Source organism: Streptomyces mobaraensis NBRC 13819 = DSM 40847 (assembly GCF_017916255.1).
Lineage (GTDB): Bacteria > Actinomycetota > Actinomycetes > Streptomycetales > Streptomycetaceae > Streptomyces > Streptomyces mobaraensis.
Window position 1 is genome coordinate 4117274 of sequence record NZ_CP072827.1, and the last position, 22925, is coordinate 4140198.

Annotated in this window: 23 protein-coding genes; 2 read left to right on the forward strand and 21 right to left on the reverse strand. The window is 72.3% G+C overall.

Annotated features, from left to right (window positions below; translation table 11 throughout):
• Position 1 precedes the first annotated feature (1 nt).
• Positions 2 to 853 carry a phytanoyl-CoA dioxygenase family protein gene (locus J7W19_RS17620; protein ID WP_004952714.1) on the reverse strand — a complete coding sequence of 284 codons (852 nt, stop codon included), beginning with the start codon at positions 851 to 853 and terminating at the stop codon, positions 2 to 4.
• A gap of 203 nt (positions 854 to 1056) precedes the next feature.
• On the opposite strand from J7W19_RS17620, the gene J7W19_RS17625 reads away from it, so the two are divergent.
• Entirely contained in the window at positions 1057 to 2514 is a 1458-nt protein-coding gene (locus J7W19_RS17625) for an NAD(P)/FAD-dependent oxidoreductase (protein WP_040892142.1), read from the forward strand.
• Positions 2515 to 2690: 176 nt separating this feature from the next.
• Here J7W19_RS17625 and J7W19_RS17630 read toward each other — a convergent pair whose 3' ends face one another.
• Positions 2691 to 3635, reverse strand: coding sequence for an NAD-dependent epimerase/dehydratase family protein (locus J7W19_RS17630; protein WP_004940239.1), 945 nt, complete (start codon positions 3633 to 3635; stop codon positions 2691 to 2693).
• Positions 3632 to 4357 carry an HAD family hydrolase gene (locus tag J7W19_RS17635; RefSeq protein WP_233478121.1) on the reverse strand — a complete coding sequence of 242 codons (726 nt, stop codon included), beginning with the start codon at positions 4355 to 4357 and terminating at the stop codon, positions 3632 to 3634. Before J7W19_RS17635 ends, J7W19_RS17630 begins: the two co-directional genes overlap by 4 nt.
• Positions 4358 to 4555: 198 nt before the next feature.
• On the opposite strand from J7W19_RS17635, the gene J7W19_RS17640 reads away from it, so the two are divergent.
• Positions 4556 to 5308 (forward strand): phytanoyl-CoA dioxygenase family protein, encoded by a 753-nt coding sequence (locus J7W19_RS17640; RefSeq protein WP_004940245.1) that lies wholly within the window; start codon positions 4556 to 4558, stop codon positions 5306 to 5308.
• A gap of 47 nt (positions 5309 to 5355) precedes the next feature.
• Here J7W19_RS17640 and J7W19_RS17645 read toward each other — a convergent pair whose 3' ends face one another.
• From J7W19_RS17645 to J7W19_RS17730, 18 genes are all read right to left on the reverse strand, one after another.
• On the reverse strand, positions 5356 to 6384 hold the full coding sequence (locus tag J7W19_RS17645; protein ID WP_233478122.1) for a glycosyltransferase: 1029 nt from the start codon (positions 6382 to 6384) through the stop codon (positions 5356 to 5358).
• The gene (locus J7W19_RS17650) at positions 6381 to 7409 is read right to left on the reverse strand and encodes a glycosyltransferase family 2 protein (protein ID WP_233478123.1); all 1029 of its coding nucleotides are present in this window, start codon (positions 7407 to 7409) and stop codon (positions 6381 to 6383) included. Before J7W19_RS17650 ends, J7W19_RS17645 begins: the two co-directional genes overlap by 4 nt.
• 17 nt (positions 7410 to 7426) lie before the next feature.
• The gene (locus J7W19_RS17655; protein WP_004940254.1) at positions 7427 to 8389 is read right to left on the reverse strand and encodes an alpha-ketoacid dehydrogenase subunit beta; all 963 of its coding nucleotides are present in this window, start codon (positions 8387 to 8389) and stop codon (positions 7427 to 7429) included.
• The gene (locus J7W19_RS17660; RefSeq protein ID WP_106429520.1) at positions 8389 to 9393 is read right to left on the reverse strand and encodes a thiamine pyrophosphate-dependent dehydrogenase E1 component subunit alpha; all 1005 of its coding nucleotides are present in this window, start codon (positions 9391 to 9393) and stop codon (positions 8389 to 8391) included. Before J7W19_RS17660 ends, J7W19_RS17655 begins: the two co-directional genes overlap by 1 nt.
• A gap of 13 nt (positions 9394 to 9406) precedes the next feature.
• Positions 9407 to 10204, reverse strand: coding sequence for an ABC transporter permease (locus tag J7W19_RS17665; RefSeq protein WP_004940266.1), 798 nt, complete (start codon positions 10202 to 10204; stop codon positions 9407 to 9409).
• Positions 10201 to 11172, reverse strand: coding sequence for a daunorubicin resistance protein DrrA family ABC transporter ATP-binding protein (locus J7W19_RS17670; RefSeq protein ID WP_004940267.1), 972 nt, complete (start codon positions 11170 to 11172; stop codon positions 10201 to 10203). Before J7W19_RS17670 ends, J7W19_RS17665 begins: the two co-directional genes overlap by 4 nt.
• Positions 11169 to 12359 (reverse strand): twitch domain-containing radical SAM protein, encoded by a 1191-nt coding sequence (locus J7W19_RS17675; protein WP_004940268.1) that lies wholly within the window; start codon positions 12357 to 12359, stop codon positions 11169 to 11171. The genes J7W19_RS17670 and J7W19_RS17675 overlap by 4 nt, the downstream gene beginning before the upstream one ends.
• Positions 12356 to 13189, reverse strand: coding sequence for a class I SAM-dependent methyltransferase (locus J7W19_RS17680; RefSeq protein ID WP_233478124.1), 834 nt, complete (start codon positions 13187 to 13189; stop codon positions 12356 to 12358). The genes J7W19_RS17675 and J7W19_RS17680 overlap by 4 nt, the downstream gene beginning before the upstream one ends.
• Positions 13186 to 14130, reverse strand: a complete 945-nt coding sequence (locus J7W19_RS17685) for a phytanoyl-CoA dioxygenase family protein (protein ID WP_004940270.1) — start codon at positions 14128 to 14130, stop codon at positions 13186 to 13188. The genes J7W19_RS17680 and J7W19_RS17685 overlap by 4 nt, the downstream gene beginning before the upstream one ends.
• 10 nt (positions 14131 to 14140) lie before the next feature.
• A complete protein-coding gene (locus tag J7W19_RS17690; RefSeq protein ID WP_004940271.1) occupies positions 14141 to 14857 on the reverse strand; it encodes an FkbM family methyltransferase in 717 nt (238 codons plus the stop codon).
• A 42-nt stretch (positions 14858 to 14899) separates the two neighbouring features.
• On the reverse strand, positions 14900 to 15628 hold the full coding sequence (locus J7W19_RS17695) for a class I SAM-dependent methyltransferase (protein WP_004940272.1): 729 nt from the start codon (positions 15626 to 15628) through the stop codon (positions 14900 to 14902).
• On the reverse strand, positions 15625 to 16638 hold the full coding sequence (locus tag J7W19_RS17700) for an SDR family NAD(P)-dependent oxidoreductase (protein ID WP_004940274.1): 1014 nt from the start codon (positions 16636 to 16638) through the stop codon (positions 15625 to 15627). Before J7W19_RS17700 ends, J7W19_RS17695 begins: the two co-directional genes overlap by 4 nt.
• On the reverse strand, positions 16635 to 17885 hold the full coding sequence (locus J7W19_RS17705) for a nucleotide disphospho-sugar-binding domain-containing protein (RefSeq protein ID WP_233478125.1): 1251 nt from the start codon (positions 17883 to 17885) through the stop codon (positions 16635 to 16637). The genes J7W19_RS17700 and J7W19_RS17705 overlap by 4 nt, the downstream gene beginning before the upstream one ends.
• A gap of 89 nt (positions 17886 to 17974) precedes the next feature.
• A complete protein-coding gene (locus J7W19_RS17710) occupies positions 17975 to 18646 on the reverse strand; it encodes a phytanoyl-CoA dioxygenase family protein (RefSeq protein ID WP_004940279.1) in 672 nt (223 codons plus the stop codon).
• A 46-nt stretch (positions 18647 to 18692) separates the two neighbouring features.
• Entirely contained in the window at positions 18693 to 19409 is a 717-nt protein-coding gene (locus tag J7W19_RS17715) for a class I SAM-dependent methyltransferase (RefSeq protein ID WP_004940281.1), read from the reverse strand.
• An 89-nt stretch (positions 19410 to 19498) separates the two neighbouring features.
• The gene (locus tag J7W19_RS17720; RefSeq protein WP_004940283.1) at positions 19499 to 20527 is read right to left on the reverse strand and encodes an NAD-dependent epimerase/dehydratase family protein; all 1029 of its coding nucleotides are present in this window, start codon (positions 20525 to 20527) and stop codon (positions 19499 to 19501) included.
• A gap of 78 nt (positions 20528 to 20605) precedes the next feature.
• Positions 20606 to 21646, reverse strand: coding sequence for a dTDP-glucose 4,6-dehydratase (gene rfbB, locus J7W19_RS17725; RefSeq protein ID WP_004940284.1), 1041 nt, complete (start codon positions 21644 to 21646; stop codon positions 20606 to 20608).
• A 32-nt stretch (positions 21647 to 21678) separates the two neighbouring features.
• Positions 21679 to 22746 (reverse strand): glucose-1-phosphate thymidylyltransferase, encoded by a 1068-nt coding sequence (locus J7W19_RS17730; RefSeq protein WP_040888103.1) that lies wholly within the window; start codon positions 22744 to 22746, stop codon positions 21679 to 21681.
• Between the last annotated feature and the right edge of the window lie 179 nt (positions 22747 to 22925).

Genomic DNA, 22925 nt, shown 5'->3' on the forward strand with positions numbered 1-22925 from the left:
CTCACCGGCTCTCTCGTCGGGGGGCGTCCTCGCCGAGGCCCCGGCGCACGGCCCGCTCGACGGGGGTGTACCGGCCGTCGGGCCGGTCGAGTTCGAGCTGCCCCACGGGCAGCAGGTTCGGCTGGGCCATGAAGCGCGGGCGGACGCCGGTGTTGGCGACCGGCGTGTGCACCAGGAAGGGGTGGCAGAGGTAGGCGTCCCCGGCCTTGCCCGTCGCGGACCTCAGCGGCCGGTCCCGTCCCACCTCCCCGGCCTCCAGGTAGGTGCCCTCGGCGCCGTACGGTGCCAGCAGCGGCGGTACGTCCAGGTGGGAGCCGACGCGGATCAGCGTGGGCGCGTCCTCCTCGCCGGTGTCGGAGAACAGCAGCAGGAGCAGCAGCGCCCGGCCGCGGGACCACACGTTGTACCGGAAGATCTTGTCGTAGTCCGGCGGGATCACGTCGAGCTCGCCGGACCAGTCGCGGTCGGCGTCGGCGCCCTCGGCGAGGAAGCTGGCGTCGATGTGCCAGCCGTAGTCCTCGGTCTCCTCCGGCCGCTTCGTCACGGGGAACCGCACCGGGAACGTGCCGACCTGGGTCAGCGGCTGCCAGCGGCCCTCCCCGGCGAGCTGGTCGTAGGCGGCGTGCAGCAGCGGGGTGTTGGCGGCACGGACGAACACGTCGTCGTCGCGCACCCCGAGCCGGACCACCTCCCGCGTCCAGGTGCCCGGGTCGTCCGGGTCCATGTCCAGCTGCCGCCACAGCAGGGCGCGCGCCTCCTCGGCGAGCTCCCCCGGGAACGCACCCGGCAGGTGGACGAAGCCGTCGGAGACGAAGCCCTCGACCTGCTCCTCGGTCAGTACGCGGGTTCCCATCACGCTCCTTTACAGGACGGCCGCCGAGCCCGGCACTAATCCCGAAGCGGATGCTACATAGCCGGGCCCGAAGAAGAACTAGAGATTCCACTAGAGCGTGGTCACTACACTCGGAGAAGTATTTCGCAATTGACCGTGCCTGGCGTTGACCACCTTTCCGTAACGCGCCGCCATGTGAAACCCGAATTGTCAGGGGGAGCTCGATGCCCAAAACAGTGCTCGTAATCGGTGGTGGGCCGGCAGGGTCCACTGCGGCCTCCTTGCTCAGCAAGGCCGGAATGTCCGTCAAGCTGCTGGAGCGGGAGACTTTCCCGCGGTACCACATCGGCGAGTCGATCGCCTCTTCCTGCCGCACCATCGTCGATCTCGTCGGCGCGCTGGACGAGGTCGACTCCCGCGGTTACACGGTCAAGAACGGTGTGCTGCTGCGCTGGGGCAAGGAGGACTGGGCCATCGACTGGCCGAAGATCTTCGGCCCGGACGTGCGGTCCTGGCAGGTCGACCGCGACGACTTCGACCACGTGCTCCTGAAGAACGCGGTCAAGCAGGGCGCCGACGTCACCGAGGGCGTCACGGTCAAGCGCGTGCTGTTCGACGGCGACCGCGCGGTCGGGGCCGAGTGGACGGACCCGGACTCCGGTGAGCTGGTCAGCGAGGAGTTCGACTACGTCATCGACGCCTCCGGCCGTACGGGCGTCATCTCCCGGCACCTGAAGAACCGCCAGCCGCACGAGATCTTCCGCAACGTCGCGATCTGGGGCTACTGGCAGGGCGGTTCCCTGCTGCCCACCTCGCCCACCGGCGGCATCAACGTCATCGGCGCCCCCGACGGCTGGTACTGGGTGATCCCGCTGCGCGGCGACCGGTACAGCGTCGGCTTCGTCTGCCACCAGGACCGCTTCCTGGAGCGCCGCAAGGAGCACGACGACCTGGAGGCGATGCTCGCCTCGCTGGTCCAGGAGAACCCGACCGTCCGCGACCTCATGGCGGAGGGCGAGTACCAGCCGGGCGTCCGGGTGGAGCAGGACTTCTCCTACGTCGCCGACAGCTTCCACGGCCCCGGCTACTACCTCGCCGGCGACGCCGCCTGCTTCCTCGACCCGCTGCTGTCCACCGGCGTCCACCTGGCGCTCTACAGCGGCATGCTGGCCGCGACGTCCGTGCTCGCCACGGTGAACGAGGACGTCACGGAGAAGGAGGCCGGCGCCTTCTACGAGTCGCTCTACCGCAACGCCTACCAGCGGCTGTTCACCCTGGTGTCCGGTGTGTACCAGCAGCAGGCCGGCAAGGCCGCCTACTTCGGCCTGGCCGACGCGATGGTCCCGGAGCGCGCCACGGAGGAGTACGAGCAGGTGGACGGCGCGGTGGCCTTCGCCGAGCTGGTCGCGGGGCTCGCCGACATCCACGACGCCGTCACCGGGACGCACGAGGACCACGCCCACCAGGCGCACACTCAGGCCGTCGCCCTGCCGGAGGACAACTCCGTCCGCCAGCTGCTCGCCGCGGCCGAGAACGCCCGCCTGATGGCGGAGGCCGGCACGCCGAGCGCGCCGGTCAGCGAGGCCCCCGGCAAGATGGACGCCCACGACCTCTACGACCCCGCCACGGGCCTGTACCTGCGGACCACCCCGACCCTGGGGATCGGCCGGTCCAGGGCCTGACCCCGCGACGGCTCCGGGCCGCGGGACTCGTGTCGCACGAGCCCGGGGCCCGGCCGCCACACCCGTGCGCCCCGGGCCCGGGGCGGAGAACGTGAACGGCCGCGCAGGCCGCCCGTTTCCCCGCCCCGGGCCCGGGGCGCACGCGGATCCGCCGCCGGAGCGCCGGAGCGGAACCGCTAGAGCGTCGAGACGGACGTCGAGACGGAAGCGGCCCGGCCGGCGTCGTCGAGCACCCGCTCCCAGCACGCGCGGACGCCCTCGGCCAGCGGGATCGCGGCCCGCCAGCCGAACTCGGCGTCGGCCCGCGCGACGTCCAGCCAGTTGCCCTGCCGGTCGAAGGAGCGGCCCCGCTCCCAGCGCACCGCGACGGAGCCGCCGGTCACCTCGGACACGATGTCCAGCAGGCCGCTCAGCGAAGTCGGCACGCCGGAGCCGATGTTGACCACGGAGGGCAGCCGGCCGCCGGCGATCCGGGTGCGCAGCGCGAGCAGGAACCGGGTGACGTCGTCGACGTGGACGTAGTCCCGGACCACGTGCGGATCGCCGAACACCCGCACGGGCTCGCCCCGGACGGCCGCCCGCAGCCAGTGCGGCAGCACGCCGAACCCGCGGACGGGCCGCTGGCCGGGGCCGTAGACGTTACTCAGCCGCGCCACCACGGCGCGGACCGCGTCCCGGCGCCGGAACAGCTCGTGTTCCAGGCGGAGTTTGGCGTGCCCGTAGGCGGAGTCGGGGCGGGTCGGGGTGGTCTCCCGGTACGGCGGCGCGACCTCGGGCGCGTAGACCGCGCCGCCCGAGCCGGCCAGCACGAACACCGGACGGCGGCCCGCCGCGGCCAGCGCGTCCAACACCTCGATCAGGAGGCGGCGTTCGGCCTCCACCAGGTCGGGCCGCCGTTCGGCCAGGATCGGGCTCAGCCCGGCGGCCAGGAAGTAGACGATGTCGGCCTCGGCCAGTCCCGGTGCCGCGCGGCCGTCGGCCACCGGCGGGACCGCCCGGTTGAAGGCGGCCGGGACGCGCGGGTCCCCGGCGGTGAGGGCGGCCGTCAGCCGGGATCCGATGAAGCCGGTCGCGCCGATCACCGCCGTACGGCCGCCGGGCAGCGGGTGTGCCGTGGTCACAGCGCACCGAGGCGCGCCAGGGGCGACGCGGCCAGCTCGGCGAGGGAGGCGACCCGCGGCACGTCGTCGTCCACCGGGGGCGCGGTGCGGACCGCGCGCAGGGCGCGGTAGGCCCGGACGATGTCCGGGTGGACGCCCGGCGGGACGCGGTAGCCGTCCTCCGGCAGCACGAACACCGCCGGGCAGCCCAGGGCGCGGGCCGGCGCCACGTCGTGGTCGGCGCGGTTGCCCACCACGAGCAGGTCGGCGGGCGACAGGCCCAGCCGGTCCAGGGCGATGCCCAGCAGTCGCGGATCGGGTTTGGCGACGCCTTCGAAGCAGTCGAGGACGACCGTCTCCAGGACGGCGGTCAGCCCCCACGCGGCGAGCACGCCGGCGCACTCGGGCGGCTGGTTGGCGACCACGGCCGTCGGTATTTCGCGGGCGAGCGCCTTCGTCGCCGCAATGGCGCCGGGAATCTCCTGGGCCAGTTCGCCCCAGGCACGCAGGATCCGGACCCAGCTCTCGTCGGCGGCCGCCGAACCGAGAATGTCAGGCCGGCCCGCGGGGACTTTCCCGCCCAGATAGAAACGCTCGGTGTCATCGATGAAATGTCGGAGGGTGACGCTCGGATCAGCGGTGACCGCGAGGTCGAAGGTCCCCTGAAGCCAAGCCAGTTCGAAAGGCTCGTCGTAGTAGATGACGCCTCCGACATCCAACGCAATCGCACTGTGTCCAGTCATAGCAACCCGCTCCCGTATTTCACATACGTCGCGCCGAGAGTATTGCACGCGTTTCACCGGGGTCGTCGTCCGAAGGCCGGGGAATCGCCTTCGGCGGCCAGAGTCTAGTCAATTCACTATTCTCCGGCTAAAGGCGATGCCCTATTCCGGGAAGGAACGTATCGTACTCGTCGAATACCTGACGAAAGGAGCCGCCGTATGGGGGCCGTGGAAACCGTGATCGACGAGGAGCTCGTCGCAGCCTTCCGGGACGACGGATTCGCATCGCTGCCGCGGCTCGTGGACGACGCGGAGCTGGAGTGGCTGCGCGGGGTCTACGACCGTCTGTTCTCCGAGCACGCCGACTTCGCGACGGGCGACTACTTCGACATCGCCGCCCGCCAGGATTCCGACGGGCCGGCCCGGCTGCCGCAGATCGTGCGCCCCGAGAAATTCGCGCCCGAACTGGTCGAGAGCGAGCACTTCAAGCGCTGCCGGGCGATCGCCGCGCGGCTGCTGGACGTTCCCGAGGACGAGCTCGACTTCTACGGGCACGCCATCCTGAAGCCGCCGCACTACGGCGCCGAGACGCCCTGGCACCAGGACGAGGGCTACATGGACCCGCGCTGGCACCGGCGCGGGCTCAGCGTGTGGACCACGCTGGACGAGGCCACGGTGGAGAGCGGCTGCCTGCACTACCTGCCCGGCGGCCACCTGGGCCCCGTCCTGCCGCACCGGCACATCGACGACGACGACCGCATCCGCGGGCTGGTGACCGACGCCGTGGACCCCGCCGCCGGGGTGGCCGTCCCGCTCGCCGCGGGCGAGGCCGTGGTGCACACCCTGCGGGCCCCGCACTACGCGGGCCCCAACGGCACCGGCCAGACCCGCCGGGCGTACGTGCTCGTCTTCATGGGCCCGGTCGAAGAGGTGGCCGACCCCGAGCCGCGCCCCTGGCTGGACACGCACTGACGACGTGCCGGGGTCCGGGCGGCGCACCCGCTCCGGACCCCGGCACCTCACTTCCAGGTCACCCCGGAGAGCAGCCTGCGGTACTGCTCCACATACCGTCCGGCGATCTCCACGTGGCCCCACAGCCGGACCGCCTCGCGCCGGACCTCGTCGGGCGACGGCAGCCCGTCCAGCACCCGGCGGGCCTCCTCGGGCGTGAAGTCCGTCCCGTAGGCCACGACCTCGCCGACCGACGGCACGATCTCCGCCAGGCAGCCGTTGCGCGTGCCCACGACGGGGGTGCCGCTCACCGCGGCCTCGGAGACCACCGTGGCGCCCGGTTCGCACCAGATGCCGCCCCACGGCCCCTCGACCGCCTGGGACATGGCGAGCACCGCGTGCGCGGAGGCGAGCAGGTCGAGCCGCCGTTCGGCGCCCACCTCCCCGATCACCTCGACGGTCGAGCCGTACCGGGAGGTGATCTCCGCGAAGTAGTCGGGCTCCCAGGCCGGCCCGGCCAGCACCAGGCGCCGGCCGCTCGCCGCCGCGAACGCGGCGGCCTCCAGCGCCCCCTTGTGCGGCGAGATCCGGCCCATGAAGAGCAGGAAGTCCTCCTTGGGCACCGCGTCCGCGGCCGACCGGTAGCGGGCCGGGTCGACGGGGATCGGGATGACGGGCGCGTCGTCGCCGCCCCCGCAGTGCGCGCGCTGCGCCCGGGAACTGTAGGTGCAGCCCGCTGGGTTGACCGCCCGGGTGGTGAAGTGGTGCGAGCTGATGAACGCGGTGCCGGGACGCAGCCCGGCCGGGCCGATCAGGCCGCCGCTGTGGTCGTGGACCACGTCGACGTCCGACTCCCGCAGCCACCGCTGGATCTCCTCCGGCTCGCCGACCGGCACGACGGTCAGTCCCGGGGCCCCCGCCGGGCTGCCCGGGGCGCCCAGCAGGAAGACCTCGTGGCCGAGTTCGAGCAGCCCGTCCATCAGGTTGGCGACGACCCACTGGATCCCGCCGTACCCCTGCGGCGGCACGGTGATCCACTCGTCGCTCCCCGGGACCCGGAGCGGGATGTTGACCAGCGCGACCTTCAACGGCCTCATCGGGAAGCCCCCTTCGCGCCCCGGGCCCGCAGCGCGCGGTGGCTCCGGCGCCGGGACCGCATGGTCGGCACCCGGCCGGCGAGCCAGCGCAGCGCCTCGGCCGTCTCCCGCGCCCCCGTCGCGGCCGGCACGCGGCCGACGACGCTGTGGCCCCTGAGGTCCGCCACCAGCCAGCGCCCGGCCAGCCGGGCGGCCTTCGCCGGATGCCAGTCGATGTCCGTCAGGAGGTAGTAGTAGCGGTTGCGCCGCATGTGGACCCGGCTGTACTCGCTGGGGACGGCGGCGCCTCCGCCGCCCCGGTGCTGGATGCCCAGGTCCAGGTGGAGCGCCACCCGCCAGCCCGCCCAGCGGGCCCGGCGGCACAGGTCGGTCTCCTCGTAGTAGGTGTGCAGCACCTCGTCGAAGAGCCCGGTCTCGCGGAGCATCGCGGTCCGGGCGAACAGCGCCGAACCCTGGACGTAGGCGTGCTCCAGCGTGCGCGGGGCCCGGCCCTCGGCGGGGCCGGCGGTGGAGGGGTGGGCGATCCCGTCGCCGGCGAAGGCGTGCTGCTCGCCCAGCCACAGGACCGTGTGCGTCCAGTCGTTGAACTCGTCGAGCGCCGTGGAGTCGGCGTCGTAGCGGTACTGGAGCGGGCCGAGGATGCCGTACTCCGGCCACTCCTCGGCCACTTCGGTGAGGCCGCGCACCAGGCCGGGCGGGGTCCAGGTGTCGGGGTTCACGAGGAACACGTAGTCCGCGCCGGACTCCAGCGCGCGGCGCATGCCGACGTTGTTCGCCCCGGCGAAGCCCAGGTTGCGGTCGTTGCGGATGACCGTCGCCCGGGGGTACTTCTCCCGCACGTGCTCGACGCTGCCGTCCGCCGAGTCGTTGTCGACGTAGCAGACCTCCAGGTCGATGCCGGTGGTGTCGCTGTCCAGCAGGGAACCGAGGCACCGGTCCAGCCAGCGCAGCTCGTTGGTCCCGACGGTGATCGTCACGACCTTCGGCCGGCGCTCGGCGTCCATCTTCTCTCCCGTTCTCGTCACGGCCCGGTCCCGTCCGGTCACTTCAGGACGGCGCGGATCGCGTCGGTCAGCTGGTCCCCGTTGGGCAGCAGCGCCTGGTCGAGCACCAGCGCGTAGGGGATGACCGCGCCGTCCGGCCGGGTCACCCGGCGGGGCGGGGCCACCAGGTCGAACTGCTCGGCGGCGGTGGCCAGGACCTCGCCGGCGAAGCCGCTCATCCGGTTGGCGTCGTCGATCACGACGAGCCGGCCCGTCTTCCCGGCCGACGCCCGGATCGTCTCCCAGTCCACCGGGTAGATGGTGCGCGGGTCCACGACCTCGATCGACGCCTCGCCGGCCATCGCCTCCGCGACGGCCAGGGCGGTGTGCACGCACTGGCCGGTGGCGACGACGGTCACGTCCTCGCCCGCGCGGTGGATCCGGGCGGAGCCGAGCGGTACCGGGCCGAGCTCGCCGGTCACCTCCTCGACCGTGCCCATCAGCGCGCTCGGCGCGAAGACGGCCACCGGGTCGGGGTCGCGCAGCGCGGAGAGGAGCAGGCCGTAGGCGTCCGAGGCGGTGGCGGGCAGCACGGTCTTGATGCCGACGTGCGCGAACAGGCTGTAGGGGTGGTCGGAGTGCTGGCCGGCCATGCCGGAGCGCGAACCGGAGCCCGGCACCAGGTAGGTGACGGGGACCTCCACCTGCCCGCCGGTCATCAGCGAGAACTTGTGCGCCTGGTTGGCGATCTGCTCGAAGACCAGGTACAGCAGCGACGGGATCTGGTACTCCACGACCGGGCGCTGCCCCGCCATCGCCGCGCCGGTGGCCAGGCTGGTGAACGCCTGCTCCGACAGCGGCGTGTCCACGACGCGCCCGTCGCCGAAGCGCTCGTGCAGGCCCTTGGTGGTCTGGGTCAGCCCGATCCGCACGTCTTCGCCGAAGACGCAGACGCGGTCGTCCCGCGCCATCTCGTCGTGGAGCGCCTGGTTCAGCGCGGTGATGTACGCAAGTGCACCCATCAGATCATCACTCCGGGCCGTGTCGTCGTGCCGTCGGCATACAGGTGGTCCAGCGCCTCGTGGGGCTCGGGGGCCCGGCCCGCGCGGGCGAACTCCACGGCCTCGTCGATGAGCGCGGTGATCTCGGCGTCGACCGTGCGGACGGTCGCGGCGTCCACCCGGGTGCTCTGGGTGCGCAGCGGGTCGCGGGCCCGCCAGTCGCCGACCTCGGCGTCGTCCCGGTAGTTGAGCGCCACCTGCTCCTCGTAGGAGTGGTGGCCGTGGAACCGGTACGTCCGGCACTCCAGGTAGGCCGGGCCGCCGCCCGCGCGGCAGCGCTCGACGGCCTGGGCGGCCGCGTCGGCGACGGCCTCGGCGTCCATCCCGTCCACCGCGCGCGCCGCCAGGCCGAACGCGGCCGCCCGCTCCACCGGGTCGCCGGCCAGCGCCCGGCCGACCGGCAGGCTGGTCGCGTAGCCGTTGTTCTCGCAGACGAACACCACCGGGAGCCGCCACAGGGCCGCGAGGTTGAACGCCTCCAGCACCACGCCCTGGCTGAGCGCGCCGTCGCCGAAGAAGGCGACCGCCACCCGGTCCTCGCCGCGCTGCTGGAAGGACCAGGCCGCGCCGGCGGCGATGGGCGCACCCGCGCCGACGATGCCGTTGGCGCCGTAGACGCCGAGGCCGACGTCGGCGGCGTGCATCGAGCCGCCGCGGCCCCGGTTGAGGCCGTCGGTGGTGCCGAGCAGCTCGGCCAGCATCCGCTTGGGGTCGGCCCCCTTGGCGAGGACGTGGCCGTGCCCGCGGTGGGTGCTGGCGACGACGTCGTCCTTGGTGAGCGCCGCGCAGACGCCGGCGGCCACCGCCTCCTGGCCGATGTAGGGGTGGATGCCGCCGACGATCTCGCCGGTGAGCGACATCGCCAGGCAGCGTTCCTCGAATTCTCTGATCAGGCGCATCGTCCGGTAGAGCCGGACGGCACGTGACTCGGCGCCCATCGCCGGTCCCCCTTCTCTCGTGGTCATCGGCTGAGCGTGGTCATCGGCTGAGCGTCCGGTAGCGGCGCACCGACAGCGGCATGAAGATCACGAGCAGCAGTACGGGCCAGGCGACGGCCAGGGCCACGGCGTGGTCGGTGACCCAGGAGTCGCCTCCGACGCCCGGGTTGCCGAACAGCTCACGGCAGGCGGACACCGTGGACGACAGCGGGTTCCACTCCGCGATGTGGCCCAGCCAGCCGGGCATCTTCTCGGGCGATACGAAGGTGTTCGCCAGCATCGTCAGGGGCAGGAGCGGCACGTACGCCGCGCCCGCGGCGTCCGGGGGCAGCAGCAGGCCCAGGTAGATCCCGACCCAGATGAGCGAGTAGCGCCAGAGCAGCAGCAGGCCGAGCGCGGCCAGCGCCTTGCCGGGGCCCTCGTGCCAGCGCCAGCCGACCAGCAGTCCGCAGACGAGGAGGATCGTCAGCTCGATCAGCGAGCTGAACATGTCGGCGAAGCTGCGGCCCAGGGCGACGCCCGACTGGGCCATCGGCATCGAGCGGAACCGGTCGGTCACCCCCCGGGAGACCGCGCTGGTGACGGCCAGCATGCTGGTCACGACGCCGAACATCATCGCCTGCCCGAACAGGCCCGGCATCAGGAAGGCGCGGTAGTCCCCGCCGCCCTCGACCGACATGGCGCTGCCGAAGACGTAGCCGAAGACCACCGTCATGATCGGGAACATCATGCAGTAGAAGATGAGTCCGGGGTTGCGGCGCCAGTTGATCATGTTGGCGCGGCCGACCACCCAGCCATCGGTGACGGCCCACCGGGCCCTTCCCAGCGCGGCCATCATCCGACCGGCTCCTTCCTTCGACCGGCACGGTTGGTCACGTGCAGGAACACGTCGTCGAGCGTCGGGCGGCGCAGCGACACGTCCGCCACCTCGTGGCCGCGGTCGCGCAGCGTCCCCACGATCTCCACGAGGTCCCCGACCCGGTCCCGTACCGCCGCGTCGACGCGGCGGGTGTCGGCGTCCACCTCGGGCTCGGTGTCCGTGAGGCGGGCGACCTCGGCCGCGGCGGCCGCGAGGTCCGCGCCGGGGGCCAGGGTCACCACGATCCGGTCGCCGCCGACGAGGGACTTCAGGGTCTCGGGCGTGCCCTCGACGACCCCGCGTCCCGAGTCGATGACCGAGATGTGGTCGGCGAGCCGGTCGGCCTCCTCCAGGTACTGCGTGGTGAGGAGCACGGTCGTGCCCTGGTCGACCATCGAACGGACCATCTTCCAGACCTCGTTGCGGTTGCGCGGGTCGAGGCCGGTGGTGGGCTCGTCCAGGAAGAGGACCTTGGGGACGGTGAAGAACCCGGCGGCCAGGTCGAGCCGGCGCCGCATACCGCCCGAGTAGTGCTTGAGCCGCTTGTCGGCGGCGTCCGTCAGGTCGAACTGCTCCAGCAGCTCGTCCGCGCGGCGCCGGGCCTCCTTGCGGCCCACGTGGTACAGGCGGCCCCACATCTCCAGGTTCTCGCGGCCGGTCAGGATCTCCTCGACCGCCGGGTACTGGCCGGTGACCCCGATGTTCCGGCGCACCTCGGCGGGCTCGCGGGACACGTCGTGGCCGGCCACCACGGCCCGGCCGCCGTCCGGCTTGAGCAGGGTGCTGAGGATGCGCACCGCGGTCGTCTTGCCCGCGCCGTTGGGGCCGAGCAGGGCGCAGACGGTGCCCTCGGGCACGACGAGGTCGAACCCGTCCAGCGCCGTCCCGGTCGGGTAGGTCTTGCGCAGGCCCTCGGCGACCAGGGCGGCGTTCGCCGACCCGCTCATGCTCCTCCTTCGGAGATCAGTTGGGACGGGTCGGCGGCGTTCATGAACGCGCTCAGCGCCCGCAGGTGCTTGGCGGGCTTGGCCCAGTCCAGGCTGTCGCACCACTCGGCCAGGTCGGCCAGCTCGACGGTCGCCCGCCGCTTCTCCTCGTCCGGGAGGTTGGCGACGGAGTAGTCGTCGGGCCACTGCACGACGTTGGCGAGGTCCGCGTCGAGGCCCTCCTCGCGGGCGAAGTGCAGCAGGTCCCGCAGCCCCCACAGGTTGAGCCGCTGGGGCGCGACCTGGAGCCAGAGGTTCACCTCGGTCTTGGCCCGGCGGACGTTGGCGACGAACACGTCCCATTTCGCGGGCTGCCGGATGCGCTCGAAGACCTCGCCGACGCCGTCGCAGGAGGCGCCGATCCCGACGCTCTTGAAGTGCGGGAAGCGGTCGAAGACCTTCTCCGGGAGCACCGTGAGGTTGGAGTTGTAGACGATGTCGACGTTGCCCGCGTTGCCGGTCTCGATCAGCAGGTCGAGCATCGCGAAGTGGCCCGGCTGCATGAACGGTTCACCGCCGGCGAAGTACAGCCGGCGGATGAGGTGGGCGTTCTCGCGGAGCGTCGCCCACAGCTCCTCGTCCTCGCGGTACGGGTCGATCACCGCGGACGACCACGACGGCCGCTTCTTGGCGCCCCAGCCGGAGCTGACCGGGTAGGCGCACATCACGCACCGCAGGTTGCAGGTGTTGCCGAACCGGATGTCCAGGAAGAACGGGAACTCGTCGAACGAGCCGTCGGGGGCGGTCCGTTCGGCCAGGTCGGCGAAGTCCACCGTGTCGGCGAACCGCTCGTTGATGCTCTGCCGGTACGAGGTCGCGCCCCGGTCCTCGCGGTGGTAGCAGTAGTCGCACGCGGACACCCGCTCGCCGGCCAGCATCTTCAGCCGGGTGCGCCGCATGTTGGGGCTGTTGAACGCCTCCGTCAGCCCGCGTACCTCGTCCGGGTTGTCCTTGGCGTAGCGGGAGTTGGGCGCGCAGCCGACGGCGTCGGCGTTGAGCTTGAAGACCGGCTCGTCCACGGACTCGTACAGCTCGTTGTGGTACATGGAGTCGTCCACGCAGCACCGGCCGTAGACGCCGTCGATGGAGGCGCACATGTGGATCCACGGCAGCACGCACATGGTGGGGCTGGGCGGGGGCTGGGTCATTTCGCGTCCCTCTCCGGCGTCTCCGGTGCGCTCGGCTTGGTGGCGGTCAGCAGGATGTCCAGGTAGAAGGGCTCGGCCGGGCCCTCGACGCGTCCCAGACCGCCGAAGACGCGGTCCAGGTAGTCGTCGACGAGGCGCGGGCGCAGCCGGTCGGCCAGCGTCAGGGTGCGCAGCAGCAGTCCCACCGGCCCGCCGGCCGGCCAGCCGTGCTGCCGGCCGTGGTAGCGCAGCAGGAGCAGCAGGCCGCGGGGGCCGCAGGTGAGCTTGACCGCGCGGTCCACCGTGAACCCGGACCGCTCGGCCTGGGCCGCGAGCCCGTCGGCCGTCCAGCGCCACAGGTCCTGGCCGCCGTGCTCCTCCCACACCCCGTGCGTGGACAGCACCAGCTTGCCGCCGGGCCGCAGCAGCCGGAGGGCCTCCCGCAGGTGGGTGTCCGGGTCCGTCACGTGCTCCAGGACCTGGGTGGAGAGGATCCCGTCGAACGAGCCGTCCGGCAGGGCGCTCAGGCCGTCCGCGTCCAGCTCGTGGTCGGCGGTCAGGTCCTCGCCGCCGCGCATCTCGGCGGTCTCCAGCTCGGCGCCCGGGAGCAGGCCGCGGTAGGGCGACGTGCCGGCGCCGAAGTCGAGCCAGCGGCCGGACGCCCCGCGGAGCTCCTCGGCCAGCGCGTCGCGGAGGTCGAGCAGGTGGGCGTAGGCCCAGTCGCCGGGGCGCGGGTCGGTCCGCTCGCGGTAGCGCTCGGCGACGATCTCGTCGTGGGTGGGTTCGCGGCGCGGGCGGGCCGGGGCTCCGGTGAGGGCCCCCACCAGCGGCAGCCGGTTCAGCAGGCTCACCACCGCCAGTACTCCTCGTGCGGGAACCGCAGGCCGGAGATGGCGGGGGACTCGTCCCACAGCCGGTACTGCTCCGCCGGGCGGTACGCGAAGGGCTCCTCGCCCCGGTGCTCCTCGGCCGCGGCCCGCTGCTCCAGGCAGGAGCGCAGCACCTGCTGCTTGAGCCCCACGTACTCGGGGGTGTGCGGGCCGAGTTGGCGCTCCACCTCGCCGGGCCGGTACTCGTAGTAGACGACCCGGCGCTGCTTGCCGACCACCGCGGGGGCGCCGTGCAGGGTGAGGATGTTGTGGAACAGGGCGTCGCCCGGCTCCATCACGGCGGGGACTGCCCCGGTCGTGTCCCACTCGGTGGCGTTCATCCGGTCGGCGGTCTCGGTGATCCGCTCGTCGTCCCAGTAGTTGGACTGCGGGATGGCCCAGACGCAGTTGTCCTCGGGCGCCGGGTCCAGGTAGACGCCCACGTCGATGACCCGGCCGCCGCCGGTGACGGCGACGGCGTCGCGGTACATCTGGCCGTCGCGGTGCCAGGCCAGCCGGGGCGCGCCCGCCGGGGTCTTGAACACCATGCTGTCCCAGGTCGGGATGAAGTTGGGGCCGACCAGCGACTCCATGGCGCCCAGCAGCAGCGGGTGGCCGGCGAGCCGGGCCAGTACCGGGGACTTGTCCATGACGTACTCGATGCGGACCGGGGCAGCGTCGGGGTCGTCGGGCTCCAGCGTCCAGATGGTGTCGTGCGGGGACCGGGTGCGCCAGGCGTCGTCGATCAGGCCGGCCGCCGCCTCCTGCGCCGCCTCCAGTTCGGCGGGGGTCAGCAGGCCGCGCACGGCCAGCACGCCCTCGCGCCGGAAGGCGGTGATGTGCTCGGGGAGCAGGCCGGTCTTCCGGATGTGGCATTCGGGGACCGCGGGGGAGGGGCGGGAGGGGGCGGGTGTGTCGGTCACGACGGATGCACTACTCCTCGTGGGAACGGGTGGGCAGGGGCCCGCGGGCGGCGACGAAGTACCACTGGGTGCGCAGCTCGGCGGCGAAGGCGGCCCGGTCGAGGCCCGGCTCCGCGGCCAGCCAGCCCGCGAGGGTGTGGATCGTGTAGCCGAGGTCGTCGACCAGCAGGGCCCACAGGTCGTCGCTGGTGGTGCCGTAGTCGCGCATCGCGTGGTCGCCGCCGTGCTCGAAGACCACGACGGGGGACTGCCGGCGCAGCAGCTCGGCCGCCCCGCGCAGGGCGCCCACCTCGCCGCCCTCCACGTCCACCTTCACCAGGTCGACGCGGGCGTCGGCCGGGACGACGTCGTCGAGGCGGACGGTGTCCACCGCGATCTCCACGAGCGTCTCGTCGGCGCGGTCGTACGGCCGGCGGCGCAGGCCGCTGTAGCCGGGATTGGAGACGACGTGGACGAAGCTGTCCCGGCCCTGGGCGTCGGCCGCGGCGGCCTGCCACACCGTGACCTCGGGGAAGTCCCGGCGCAGCCCCTCCGCGTAGTGCGGCAGCGGCTCGACCGCGAAGTGCCGGCCCTCGGGGGCGGCCCGGCGCATGTGCGCGAGGATCTCGCCGCCTCCGGCGCCGATGTCCAGGCAGCCGGAGTCGGGGGCGCAGACCCGCTCGATGATCTCGACGGTGAGCTCGTCGTACCACTCGTTGAGCCGGTCGACGGGTATCGGCTCAGCCACCGCGGACCGTCCTCTCCGAGCGCGCGAGCGGGGTAAGGGACTTCACGCGGTCGCCCCTTCGTCGTCCCTGCGCAGGGTGAGGAAGCAGACGCCGCCCTGGTCCACCAGCGACCCGGGGACGGGCGTCAGCCCGGCCTCCGCCGCGAGCTTGCCGACCACGTCGCTGCCGAGCCAGGACATGAAGCCCTTCACGGCCACCGGGTGGGCGCCCGGGTAGCTCGCCACGTACTCGTGGAACTGCGGCCTGGTGACGTCGCCGAAGTCCAGGTAGTTGAAGAGGAACCGGCCGCCGGGGCGCAGCACCCGGCGGATCTCGCGCAGGTAGAGGTAGACCTCGAAGGCGTTCAGGTGGATGAACACGTTCAGCGCGAACCCGGCGTCGAACGAGGCGTCCGGCAGCCCGGCCAGGTAGTCGTTCCGAATGTGGTGGTACTCGACGTTCGGGACGCCCGCGCAGGTGGCGCGGGTCTTGTCCAGGAACGACTGGCTGACGTCCGCGCAGAGCAGGCTGTTGACCCGGGGCGCCAGCTCGCGGGCCATGACGCCCTCGCCACTGCCGATCTCGAACAGGTCGACGCCCTGGTGCAGGGACAGCGCCTCCGTCAACTGGCCGATCCGCTCGGCGCGGTCGCGCAGGTACTCGTCGCGCGGCTGGTAGCCGGCGAGCCGCACCTGCATCCCCTCGGCGTCGTCCCACTCCCAGACGACGTTGAGGTCCTCGACGCTCCGCGGCATGCGCACGCCCTTGCCGGCCGGTGTCTCGCTGGTCATGCCGCCTCACTCCTGATGTCGCTCGTACCATGGGCGCCGTCGCGGGCCGTGTCCCGCGGGTAGGCGGTCTGCCACCAGTCGAGGGTGCGCTTGATGCCCTCGGCGAGCGGCACTTCGGGCTGCCAGCCCAGCTTCGTCCTGGCGGTCTCGATGTCGGGGCGGCGCCGGCCGGGCTCGTCCTCCGTGGGCGGCCGGTACTCGGTGCGCAGCTCCACGCCCGCGTGCGCGGCGATCGCCTCCGCGATCTCGCGGACGGTCATCTCGCCGGTCGCGCCGAGGTTGACCGGCCCCGGGAAGGACGACTCCATCAGCGCCATCAGCCCCCGCACGGTGTCCTCGACGTAGCACAGCGAACGGGTCTGCTCGCCGGTCCCGTTGATGGTGAGGGGCAGGCCGGCGAGTGCCTGGTCGATGAAGGTCGGCACCACCCGCCCGTCCTCGCGCCGCATCCGCGGGCCGTACGAGTTGAACAGCCGGGCGATGCCGGTGTCCGCGCCCAGCGTGCGGGCGTAGGCGGCGGTCAGCGCCTCGGTGAACCGCTTGGCCTCGTCGTACACCGACCGCGGGCCGATCGGGTTGACGTTGCCCCAGTAGCTCTCGGGCTGCGGGTGCTCCAGGGGGTCGCCGTAGACCTCCGAGGTGGAGGCGACCACGAAGCGGGCGCCGTGCTCGACCGCCAGCCGCAGCGCGTTCTCGGTCCCGGCCGAGCCGACGCGCAGCGTCTCCAGCGGCAGCGCCAGGTAGTCCAGGGGGGACGCCGGCGACGCCAGGTGGACGACGTGGTGGACCGGTCCCTCGACGGAGAACGGCTCGGTCACGTCGGCCCGCAGCAGCGTGAACCGCTCCTCGTCGGCCAGCGCCTCGACGTTGGAGGCCCTGCCGGTCGACAGGTTGTCCACGGCGATCACCGACAGGCCCCGCTCGACGAGCCGTTCGCACAGGTGGGAGCCGATGAAGCCGGCGCCCCCGGTGACGACGGCCCGCTGGCCCTTCTCGAGTCCGATCGTCACGCGACCCTCCGAACCTCGTTGGCGTTCCTGACGGTCTCGGCGACGTCCTCCGCCGTCAGCCCGCCGTCCGCCACCAGGCGCTCCAGCAGCCCGGCGACCGCGGCGGGCGAGGGCGCCCGCTCGACGCCGTCCCGGAGCTTCTCCGCCGCAAGGCGGTAGCGGTGGTCGAACAGCGCGCCGCGCAGCGCCTCGTCGATCTTCTCGGCGGTGGCCTCGAGGCCGGAGAGGGTCACCGTGGCGCCGGTGGGGTCGACGCGGCGGCCGCAGACCAGCGTGTCGTAGTTGAGGGCGAGGGAGAGCTGGGGGATCCCCGCCACGATGCCGTTCATGTAGCAGTTGGCGCTGCCGTGGTGGATGAGCAGGTCGCAGTAGGGGAGGATCAGCTCCAGCGGGCAGTTGCGCAGCAGCCGGACGCCGTCGGGCAGCGAGCCCAGCCGCTCCACCTGCTCCGGCGGCGCCGTGAGCACCACCTCGGCGCCCTGCGCCACCGCCGCGTCGATGGCGTGCCGCAGCGCGGGGACGTCGGAGCCGAAGATGCCCGACGCCGAGTTGCCCCAGACGACGCAGACGCGCTTGCCGCGGATCGGGCCCAGCTGCCAGGGGTCGGCCGACTGCGCGCCGTTGTACGGCACGTAGCGCATGGGCAGCCGCAGCGCGTCGCCGAGCGGCGGGATCGCCGAGTCCGGCGAGGGGTCCACCGCGTACCGGATCCGGTCGCGGCCCCAGTCGACCCCGTACTTCTCGAAGCACGACAGCGGGTCCGCCGAGACCAGGTCGAGGCCCGGCTCGGTCTCCACGGTCCCGATGAACCCGGGGGAGACGTAGACGCTGGGCACACCCCGGAGGGCGGCGACCAGGGCGCCCTCGACGGCCATGATGTCGTGCACCACGAGGTCGGGCTTCCAGTGGTCGCCGAAGCTCACCGCGTTGTCGTAGCTGCGCTGCACCGCGTCGATCGACTTCTGCCAGAAGTCCCGCAGGTCGGAGGCGTCGAAGTCGTTGAGCGACTCCATCGGCTCCCCGGTGAACGGGTGCAGCGGCAGCGGCCGCGGGCCGGACTGCGGCGGCGTGTACATGGCCTGCACGTAGAACGCCAGCCGCGCGCTCTCCATCATGTCCGGCGCGTCCAGCACCGGGACCGGCATCAGGCCGGCCGCGGCGACCCCGCGCACCTGCGACGGCGGGCACGCCACGCGGATCTCGTGCCCCGCGCCGCGCAGCGCCCAGGCCAGGGGCACCATGCACATGTAATGTCCCGCCCAGTTCGAGGCGGTGAACATAATCCTCATCCGAAAGACTCCCTGACCTGCCGTTCGATGTCTGCCTGGCCTGCGGCTCAGGGCGCCGGCGGTGCGGCCGGGTCGGCGTACTCGATGACGATGGTCCGCCGCCAGCGGCCGCCGGCGTTCGGGCCGGAACCGTGGACGAGCCGGACGTCGTGCACCACCACGTCGCCCTGGCTCACCGGGACCTGGACGACGGGCCCGGCGGCGCGGACCTCCGCCACCACGGCGTCGTCGGGGAGCAGGTGCGACCCCGGGACCGCCGTCAGGCAGCCGTTCTCCGGGCTCGCGTCGTCCAGGCAGATGCTCAGGTTGCAGACCGTGCGCGGGCCGACGTTGACGCGGTCGCGGTGCCAGGGCACCTCGGCGGCCCGGTACGGCTCCTTGAGGACGAGCGCGTAGGCGGTGGGGACGACCGGACCGTCCACGAACGCGGACGCCAGCGCGGCCAGCTCCTCGCGGTGCAGCAGGTCCCGCTCCGGCGCCCAGTCCTGCTTCTCCAGGTTGTGCACGCGGTAGAGGACGGGGCGCTCGTCACCCTCGACGGGGAAGTTCCAGTAGTCGTCGGAACGCAGGCCCTCGTCGGTGAAGCGGGCGATGAGCCGCTCGGCTCCCGCCTTGAGGCGCCCGATCGCGTCCGGGTCGAGGACCGGGCCCGCGTTCGCGAAGCCGTCCCGCCGGAACCGCTCGATCGCCTCGGCGCGGTCGTGTGTCGCCGTGGTCATGGGGTCATCCACTCCCTTTCGGTCCCTTCGCCTCGTCCTCGTCGTGTCACGGGCGGGGCACGCCGGGCTTGCGGGCGGCCGTGACGATGTTGCAGACCTCGGGGGTGACCCGCTCCTGGAGGACCTCGACGTCGGTGAAGCCCGCCCGCTCCAGGGCGCGCATCAGGGACGGCCGGTCCAGCCAGCGCACGTCGACGCTGAGGCCGCGGGCCTGCGGCTCGGGGTGGTCCTCGCGGACCGGGTGGAACGCGTAGCCGTCGACGACGTCCAGGCCCTCCGAGCTGCCCCAGTAGTGGGTGGAGAGGTAGAGGCAGTCGGAGACGGAGCCGATGTCCGCGAGCAGCTCCCAGGGACGCTGCACGTGGTAGAGGAGGCCCGCGCACAGCGTGGCGTCGAAGTGGCCGAGGGCGGCGAAGTCCATCGACTCCACGTCGGCGAGGCGCAGTTCGACGTTGGAGACGCCGTGCAGCTCCATGACGAACTCGGCGCGGCGCAGGTTCTCCTCGCGGCCCTCCAGGGCGAGGATCTCGACGCCCGGCTGCCCGGCCATCGCCAGGGTGTCCGCGCCCTCCAGCGCGCCCAGCTCCAGGACCCGCTTGGCCTGCGGGAACGCGCCGAAGAAGGCGTCGGCCCGGTCCTGCGGGGGCTGGCTCAGCAGGTAGTCGCGGGTGGACGCGGTGGCGTACCGGACCCCGTTGTAGACGAAGTCGTTCACCCACGGCTCGAGCTCGCGTACCCGACGCTGGATTTCAAGATCGTTCACTGCGGTGTTCCTCCACTATCAGGTGCGTTGCGGCGCGGGACGGGCTGGGGGCGGCCGGAAAAGGGGGGAAGGGGGAAGGAGGGGCGGGCTCAGCGGCCGGCGGCGCTGAGCCGGTCGGCCACGCACTGCGCCCACTCCGGGACGTGCTCCCCGCCGATCTCGATGTCGAACGAGGGGCTCAGCTCGGCGGGGCCGACGGAGGCGGCCCAGGCGGCGGTGCGGGCCAGGCCGTCCGCCAGCGGGGTGTCCGCCCAGTCGCCGAAGACCTCGCGGGCCTCCTCGGTGGCGGTGTAGGCGACCATCACCTCGTCGCGGGCCGGCAGGTGGGCGATGGGGTGGTCGGGGGCGCCGGCCGCCCGGCGCACGGCCTGGGCGAGCTCCAGCACGGTGTTGGTGCGGGACGAGCCGACGTTGAAGGCCCGGCCCCAGGCGGCCTCGGTCTCGGGGGCGCGGACGATGACGTCCACGATGTCCTTCACGTAGCTGAACGCCCGGACCTGGCCGCCGTCGCCGTACACGGAGATCGGCTCGCCGCGCAGGATCTGGTTGAAGAAGATGGCGACCGCGTTGCGGTACGGGTCGCGCATGTTCTGCCATTCGCCGTACACGTTGTGCATGCGGAAGGCCGTGAAGGGCAGGCCCTGGGTGCGCATGGTCGTTTCCAGCTCGCGCTCGACCGTGAGCTTGGCGTTGCCGTAGCTGTCGGCCGGGACCGGGATCGACGACTCCCGCATCGGGGTCTCGCCGTGGCCGTACACCGCGACCGAGGAGGCGAAGCAGAAGAAGGAGACCCCGTGGTGCAGGGCGGCGTTGATGAGGTTCACGCTGCCCATGACGTTGGTGCCGTAGTTGAGGCTCTTGACCGAGTGGCTGATGGCCTCGGCGGCGAACGCCGCGAAGTGGAAGACGCGGTCGAACCGCTGCTCGGCGAAGAGCTTGTCGACCAGCTCCGCGTCGGTCACCGAGCCGACGAACAGCTCCGCACCGTCGGGTACGCGCTCGGCGCTGCCGCCGCTGAGGTCGTCGAGGACCGACACCCGGTGCCCGAGGCCGAGCAGGGCCTCCGCCACGTGCGAGCCGATGAAGCCGGCTCCGCCGGTCACCAGACAGTGCGCCATCAAAAACTCCTGGATGTCACGCGAAATGGGGATTACGTCAGGGAAGGGGGACGCCGTGAGCGGCGCCCGGTGCGGCGGCTAGCCGACGACGGCCGGTGCCGCGGCCCCGGAACGGGCGCGCTCGTTGAGCGGCTCCCACCAGTCCCGGTTCTCGGCGTACCAGCGCACGGTGTCGGCCAGGCCCTGCTCGAAGGGCACCTGGGGCGTGTAGCCGAGTGCGCGGAGCCGGGCGTCGGAGAGCGAGTAGCGCCGGTCGTGGCCCTTGCGGTCGGCCACCCGCTCGACCCGGTCCCAGTCGGCGCCCAGCGCGTCCAGCAGGTGCCGGGTGAGCTCCAGGTTGGTCAACTCGGCGGTGCCCGCGATGTGGTAGACCTGCCCCGGCAGGCCGCGCTCGGCGACCAGCCGGATGCCGCGGACGTGGTCGGAGACGTGCACCCAGTCGCGGACGTTGCCGCCGTCGCCGTACAGCGGGATGCCGTGCCCGTCCAGCAGCCGGGTGGTGAACAGCGGGACGACCTTCTCCGGGAACTGGTAGGGCCCGTAGTTGTTGCCGCACCGCGTCACGCTCACCGGCAGCCCGTGGGTCCGGGCGTAGGCCAGGGCGACCATGTCGCCGCCCGCCTTGGAGGCCGCGTAGGGCGAGTTGGGCGCGATCAGCGCGTCCTCGTCCCAGGAGCCGGTCTCGATGCTGCCGTACACCTCGTCGGTGGAGACCTGCACGATCTTGCGCGTGCCGGCCTCCATGCACACCTGCATCAGGGCCTGGACGCCCAGCACGTTGGTGCGGATGAAGGGGGCCGCGTCGGCGATCGACCGGTCGACGTGCGACTCCGCCGCGAAGTTGACCACCAGGTCGTGGCCGGGGACGACGTCGGCGAGCAGCCCGGTGTCGCAGATGTCGCCGTGGACGAAGGTGTACCGGCCGGCGACCGGGTCCAGGTTGGCCGGGTTGCCGGCGTAGGTCAGCTTGTCCAGCACGGTCACCCGCGCCGGGCCGCCGTCCCGGATCAGTTCGCGCACGTAGTGGGAGCCGATGAAGCCCGCCCCGCCGATGACGAGGACGCTCCTGCCCCGCTCCGCGCCCGTGCCGCCGTCCCGCTCGTCCTCGCTGCCCGCCATCACCGTCGCGTCCCCCGTTTCCGCAATCCCGCTCAACAGCCGACCCGGACCCGGCTGTGGTCTCCCAGCACCAGGCGGTGCGCGGTCGACGTCCGGGGGGCGGCGTTCACCTCGGTCTCGCGGCCGATCACCGAGTCCTCGACCCGGGCGACGCCCTCGATCGAGGCGCCGCGCAGGACGATGGAGTACTGGATCTCGCTGTGCGTGATCCGGCAGTTCCCGTCGATGGAGGTGAAGGGGCCGACGTAGGAGTCCTGCACCACGGTGTCCGGGCCGATGACGGCGGGACCGACGATGCGGGATCCGGTGACCTTCGCCCCGGCCTCCACCACGACGCGGCCCACGAGCTCGCTGGCCTCGTCCACCTCGCCGTCGACGCGTCCCTCGACGGTCTCCAGCACGTGGCGGTTCATCTCCAGGACGTCGTCGACGCCGGCGATGTCCTTCCAGTAGCGGTCGATGACCGTGGAGCCGACCCGGTGCCCCTGGTCCACCAGCCACTGCACCGCGTCGGTGATCTCCAGCTCGTCGCGCCAGGAGGGCTTGATGCCGGCCACGGCCTCGTGCACCAGCGGGCTGAAGGCGTACACGCCGACGATCGCCAGGTCGCTCCGCGGGTCCTGGGGCTTCTCGACGACGGCGGTCACCCGGCCGTCGACGTCCAGTTCGGCCACGCCGAACCGGCGCGGGTCGTCGACGCGGGCGAGCATGACCTGCGCCGCGGCCTTGTCGCGGCGGAAGTCCTCGACGAAGTCGACGATGCCGTCCACGACGTAGTTGTCGCCCAGGTACATGACGAAGTCGTCGTCGCCCAGGAAGTCACGGGAGATGAGCACGGCGTCGGCCAGCCCGCGCGGGGCGTCCTGCTGGAGGTAGGTGACGTTCAGCCCGAACTGCGCGCCGTCCCCCACGGCGGCCCGGATCTCCGTGGCGGTGGCCCCGACGACCATTCCGACCTCGGATATCCCGGCCTCCTTGATGGAATTCAGCACATAGGAGAGAACGGGGATATTGGCCACCGGAATCAGCTGTTTGGCCGAGGTGTGCGTGATCGGGCGCAATCTCGAACCGACCCCGCCCACCAATATGAGCGCCTTCATATCCCGCACCTTACGATCAGCGTCGTTGGCTCGACTCGTTTCAAGGGAACTCCAGGTGGCATTGGCTTTCTCCGCTCAAGAACGATCGTAGTGGCGCGTCCTTCGGGTTTTCCCTAGGTTTCGGGGCCGATGGCGGCGGGGTATTCACCCCCGCCTCCATACCCCTTGGAGCACGTCGC

What these genes read in the sequence shown, in the direction of transcription:
- J7W19_RS17695 (WP_004940272.1), bottom strand. Translation starts at nt 15,628, where the DNA reads ATGACCAGCGAGACACCGGCCGGCAAGGGCGTGCGCATGCCGCGGAGC.
- J7W19_RS17675 (WP_004940268.1), bottom strand. Translation starts at nt 12,359, where the DNA reads ATGACCCAGCCCCCGCCCAGCCCCACCATGTGCGTGCTGCCGTGGATC.
- J7W19_RS17670 (WP_004940267.1), bottom strand. Translation starts at nt 11,172, where the DNA reads ATGAGCGGGTCGGCGAACGCCGCCCTGGTCGCCGAGGGCCTGCGCAAG.
- rfbB (WP_004940284.1), bottom strand. Translation starts at nt 21,646, where the DNA reads ATGGCGGGCAGCGAGGACGAGCGGGACGGCGGCACGGGCGCGGAGCGG.
- J7W19_RS17660 (WP_106429520.1), bottom strand. Translation starts at nt 9,393, where the DNA reads ATGACCACGAGAGAAGGGGGACCGGCGATGGGCGCCGAGTCACGTGCC.
- J7W19_RS17625 (WP_040892142.1), top strand. Translation starts at nt 1,057, where the DNA reads ATGCCCAAAACAGTGCTCGTAATCGGTGGTGGGCCGGCAGGGTCCACT.
- J7W19_RS17635 (WP_233478121.1), bottom strand. Translation starts at nt 4,357, where the DNA reads ATGACTGGACACAGTGCGATTGCGTTGGATGTCGGAGGCGTCATCTAC.
- J7W19_RS17665 (WP_004940266.1), bottom strand. Translation starts at nt 10,204, where the DNA reads ATGATGGCCGCGCTGGGAAGGGCCCGGTGGGCCGTCACCGATGGCTGG.
- J7W19_RS17730 (WP_040888103.1), bottom strand. Translation starts at nt 22,746, where the DNA reads ATGAAGGCGCTCATATTGGTGGGCGGGGTCGGTTCGAGATTGCGCCCG.
- J7W19_RS17720 (WP_004940283.1), bottom strand. Translation starts at nt 20,527, where the DNA reads ATGGCGCACTGTCTGGTGACCGGCGGAGCCGGCTTCATCGGCTCGCAC.
- J7W19_RS17640 (WP_004940245.1), top strand. Translation starts at nt 4,556, where the DNA reads ATGGGGGCCGTGGAAACCGTGATCGACGAGGAGCTCGTCGCAGCCTTC.
- J7W19_RS17655 (WP_004940254.1), bottom strand. Translation starts at nt 8,389, where the DNA reads ATGGGTGCACTTGCGTACATCACCGCGCTGAACCAGGCGCTCCACGAC.
- J7W19_RS17620 (WP_004952714.1), bottom strand. Translation starts at nt 853, where the DNA reads ATGGGAACCCGCGTACTGACCGAGGAGCAGGTCGAGGGCTTCGTCTCC.
- J7W19_RS17705 (WP_233478125.1), bottom strand. Translation starts at nt 17,885, where the DNA reads ATGTGCATGGTGCCCCTGGCCTGGGCGCTGCGCGGCGCGGGGCACGAG.
- J7W19_RS17710 (WP_004940279.1), bottom strand. Translation starts at nt 18,646, where the DNA reads ATGACCACGGCGACACACGACCGCGCCGAGGCGATCGAGCGGTTCCGG.
- J7W19_RS17645 (WP_233478122.1), bottom strand. Translation starts at nt 6,384, where the DNA reads ATGAGGCCGTTGAAGGTCGCGCTGGTCAACATCCCGCTCCGGGTCCCG.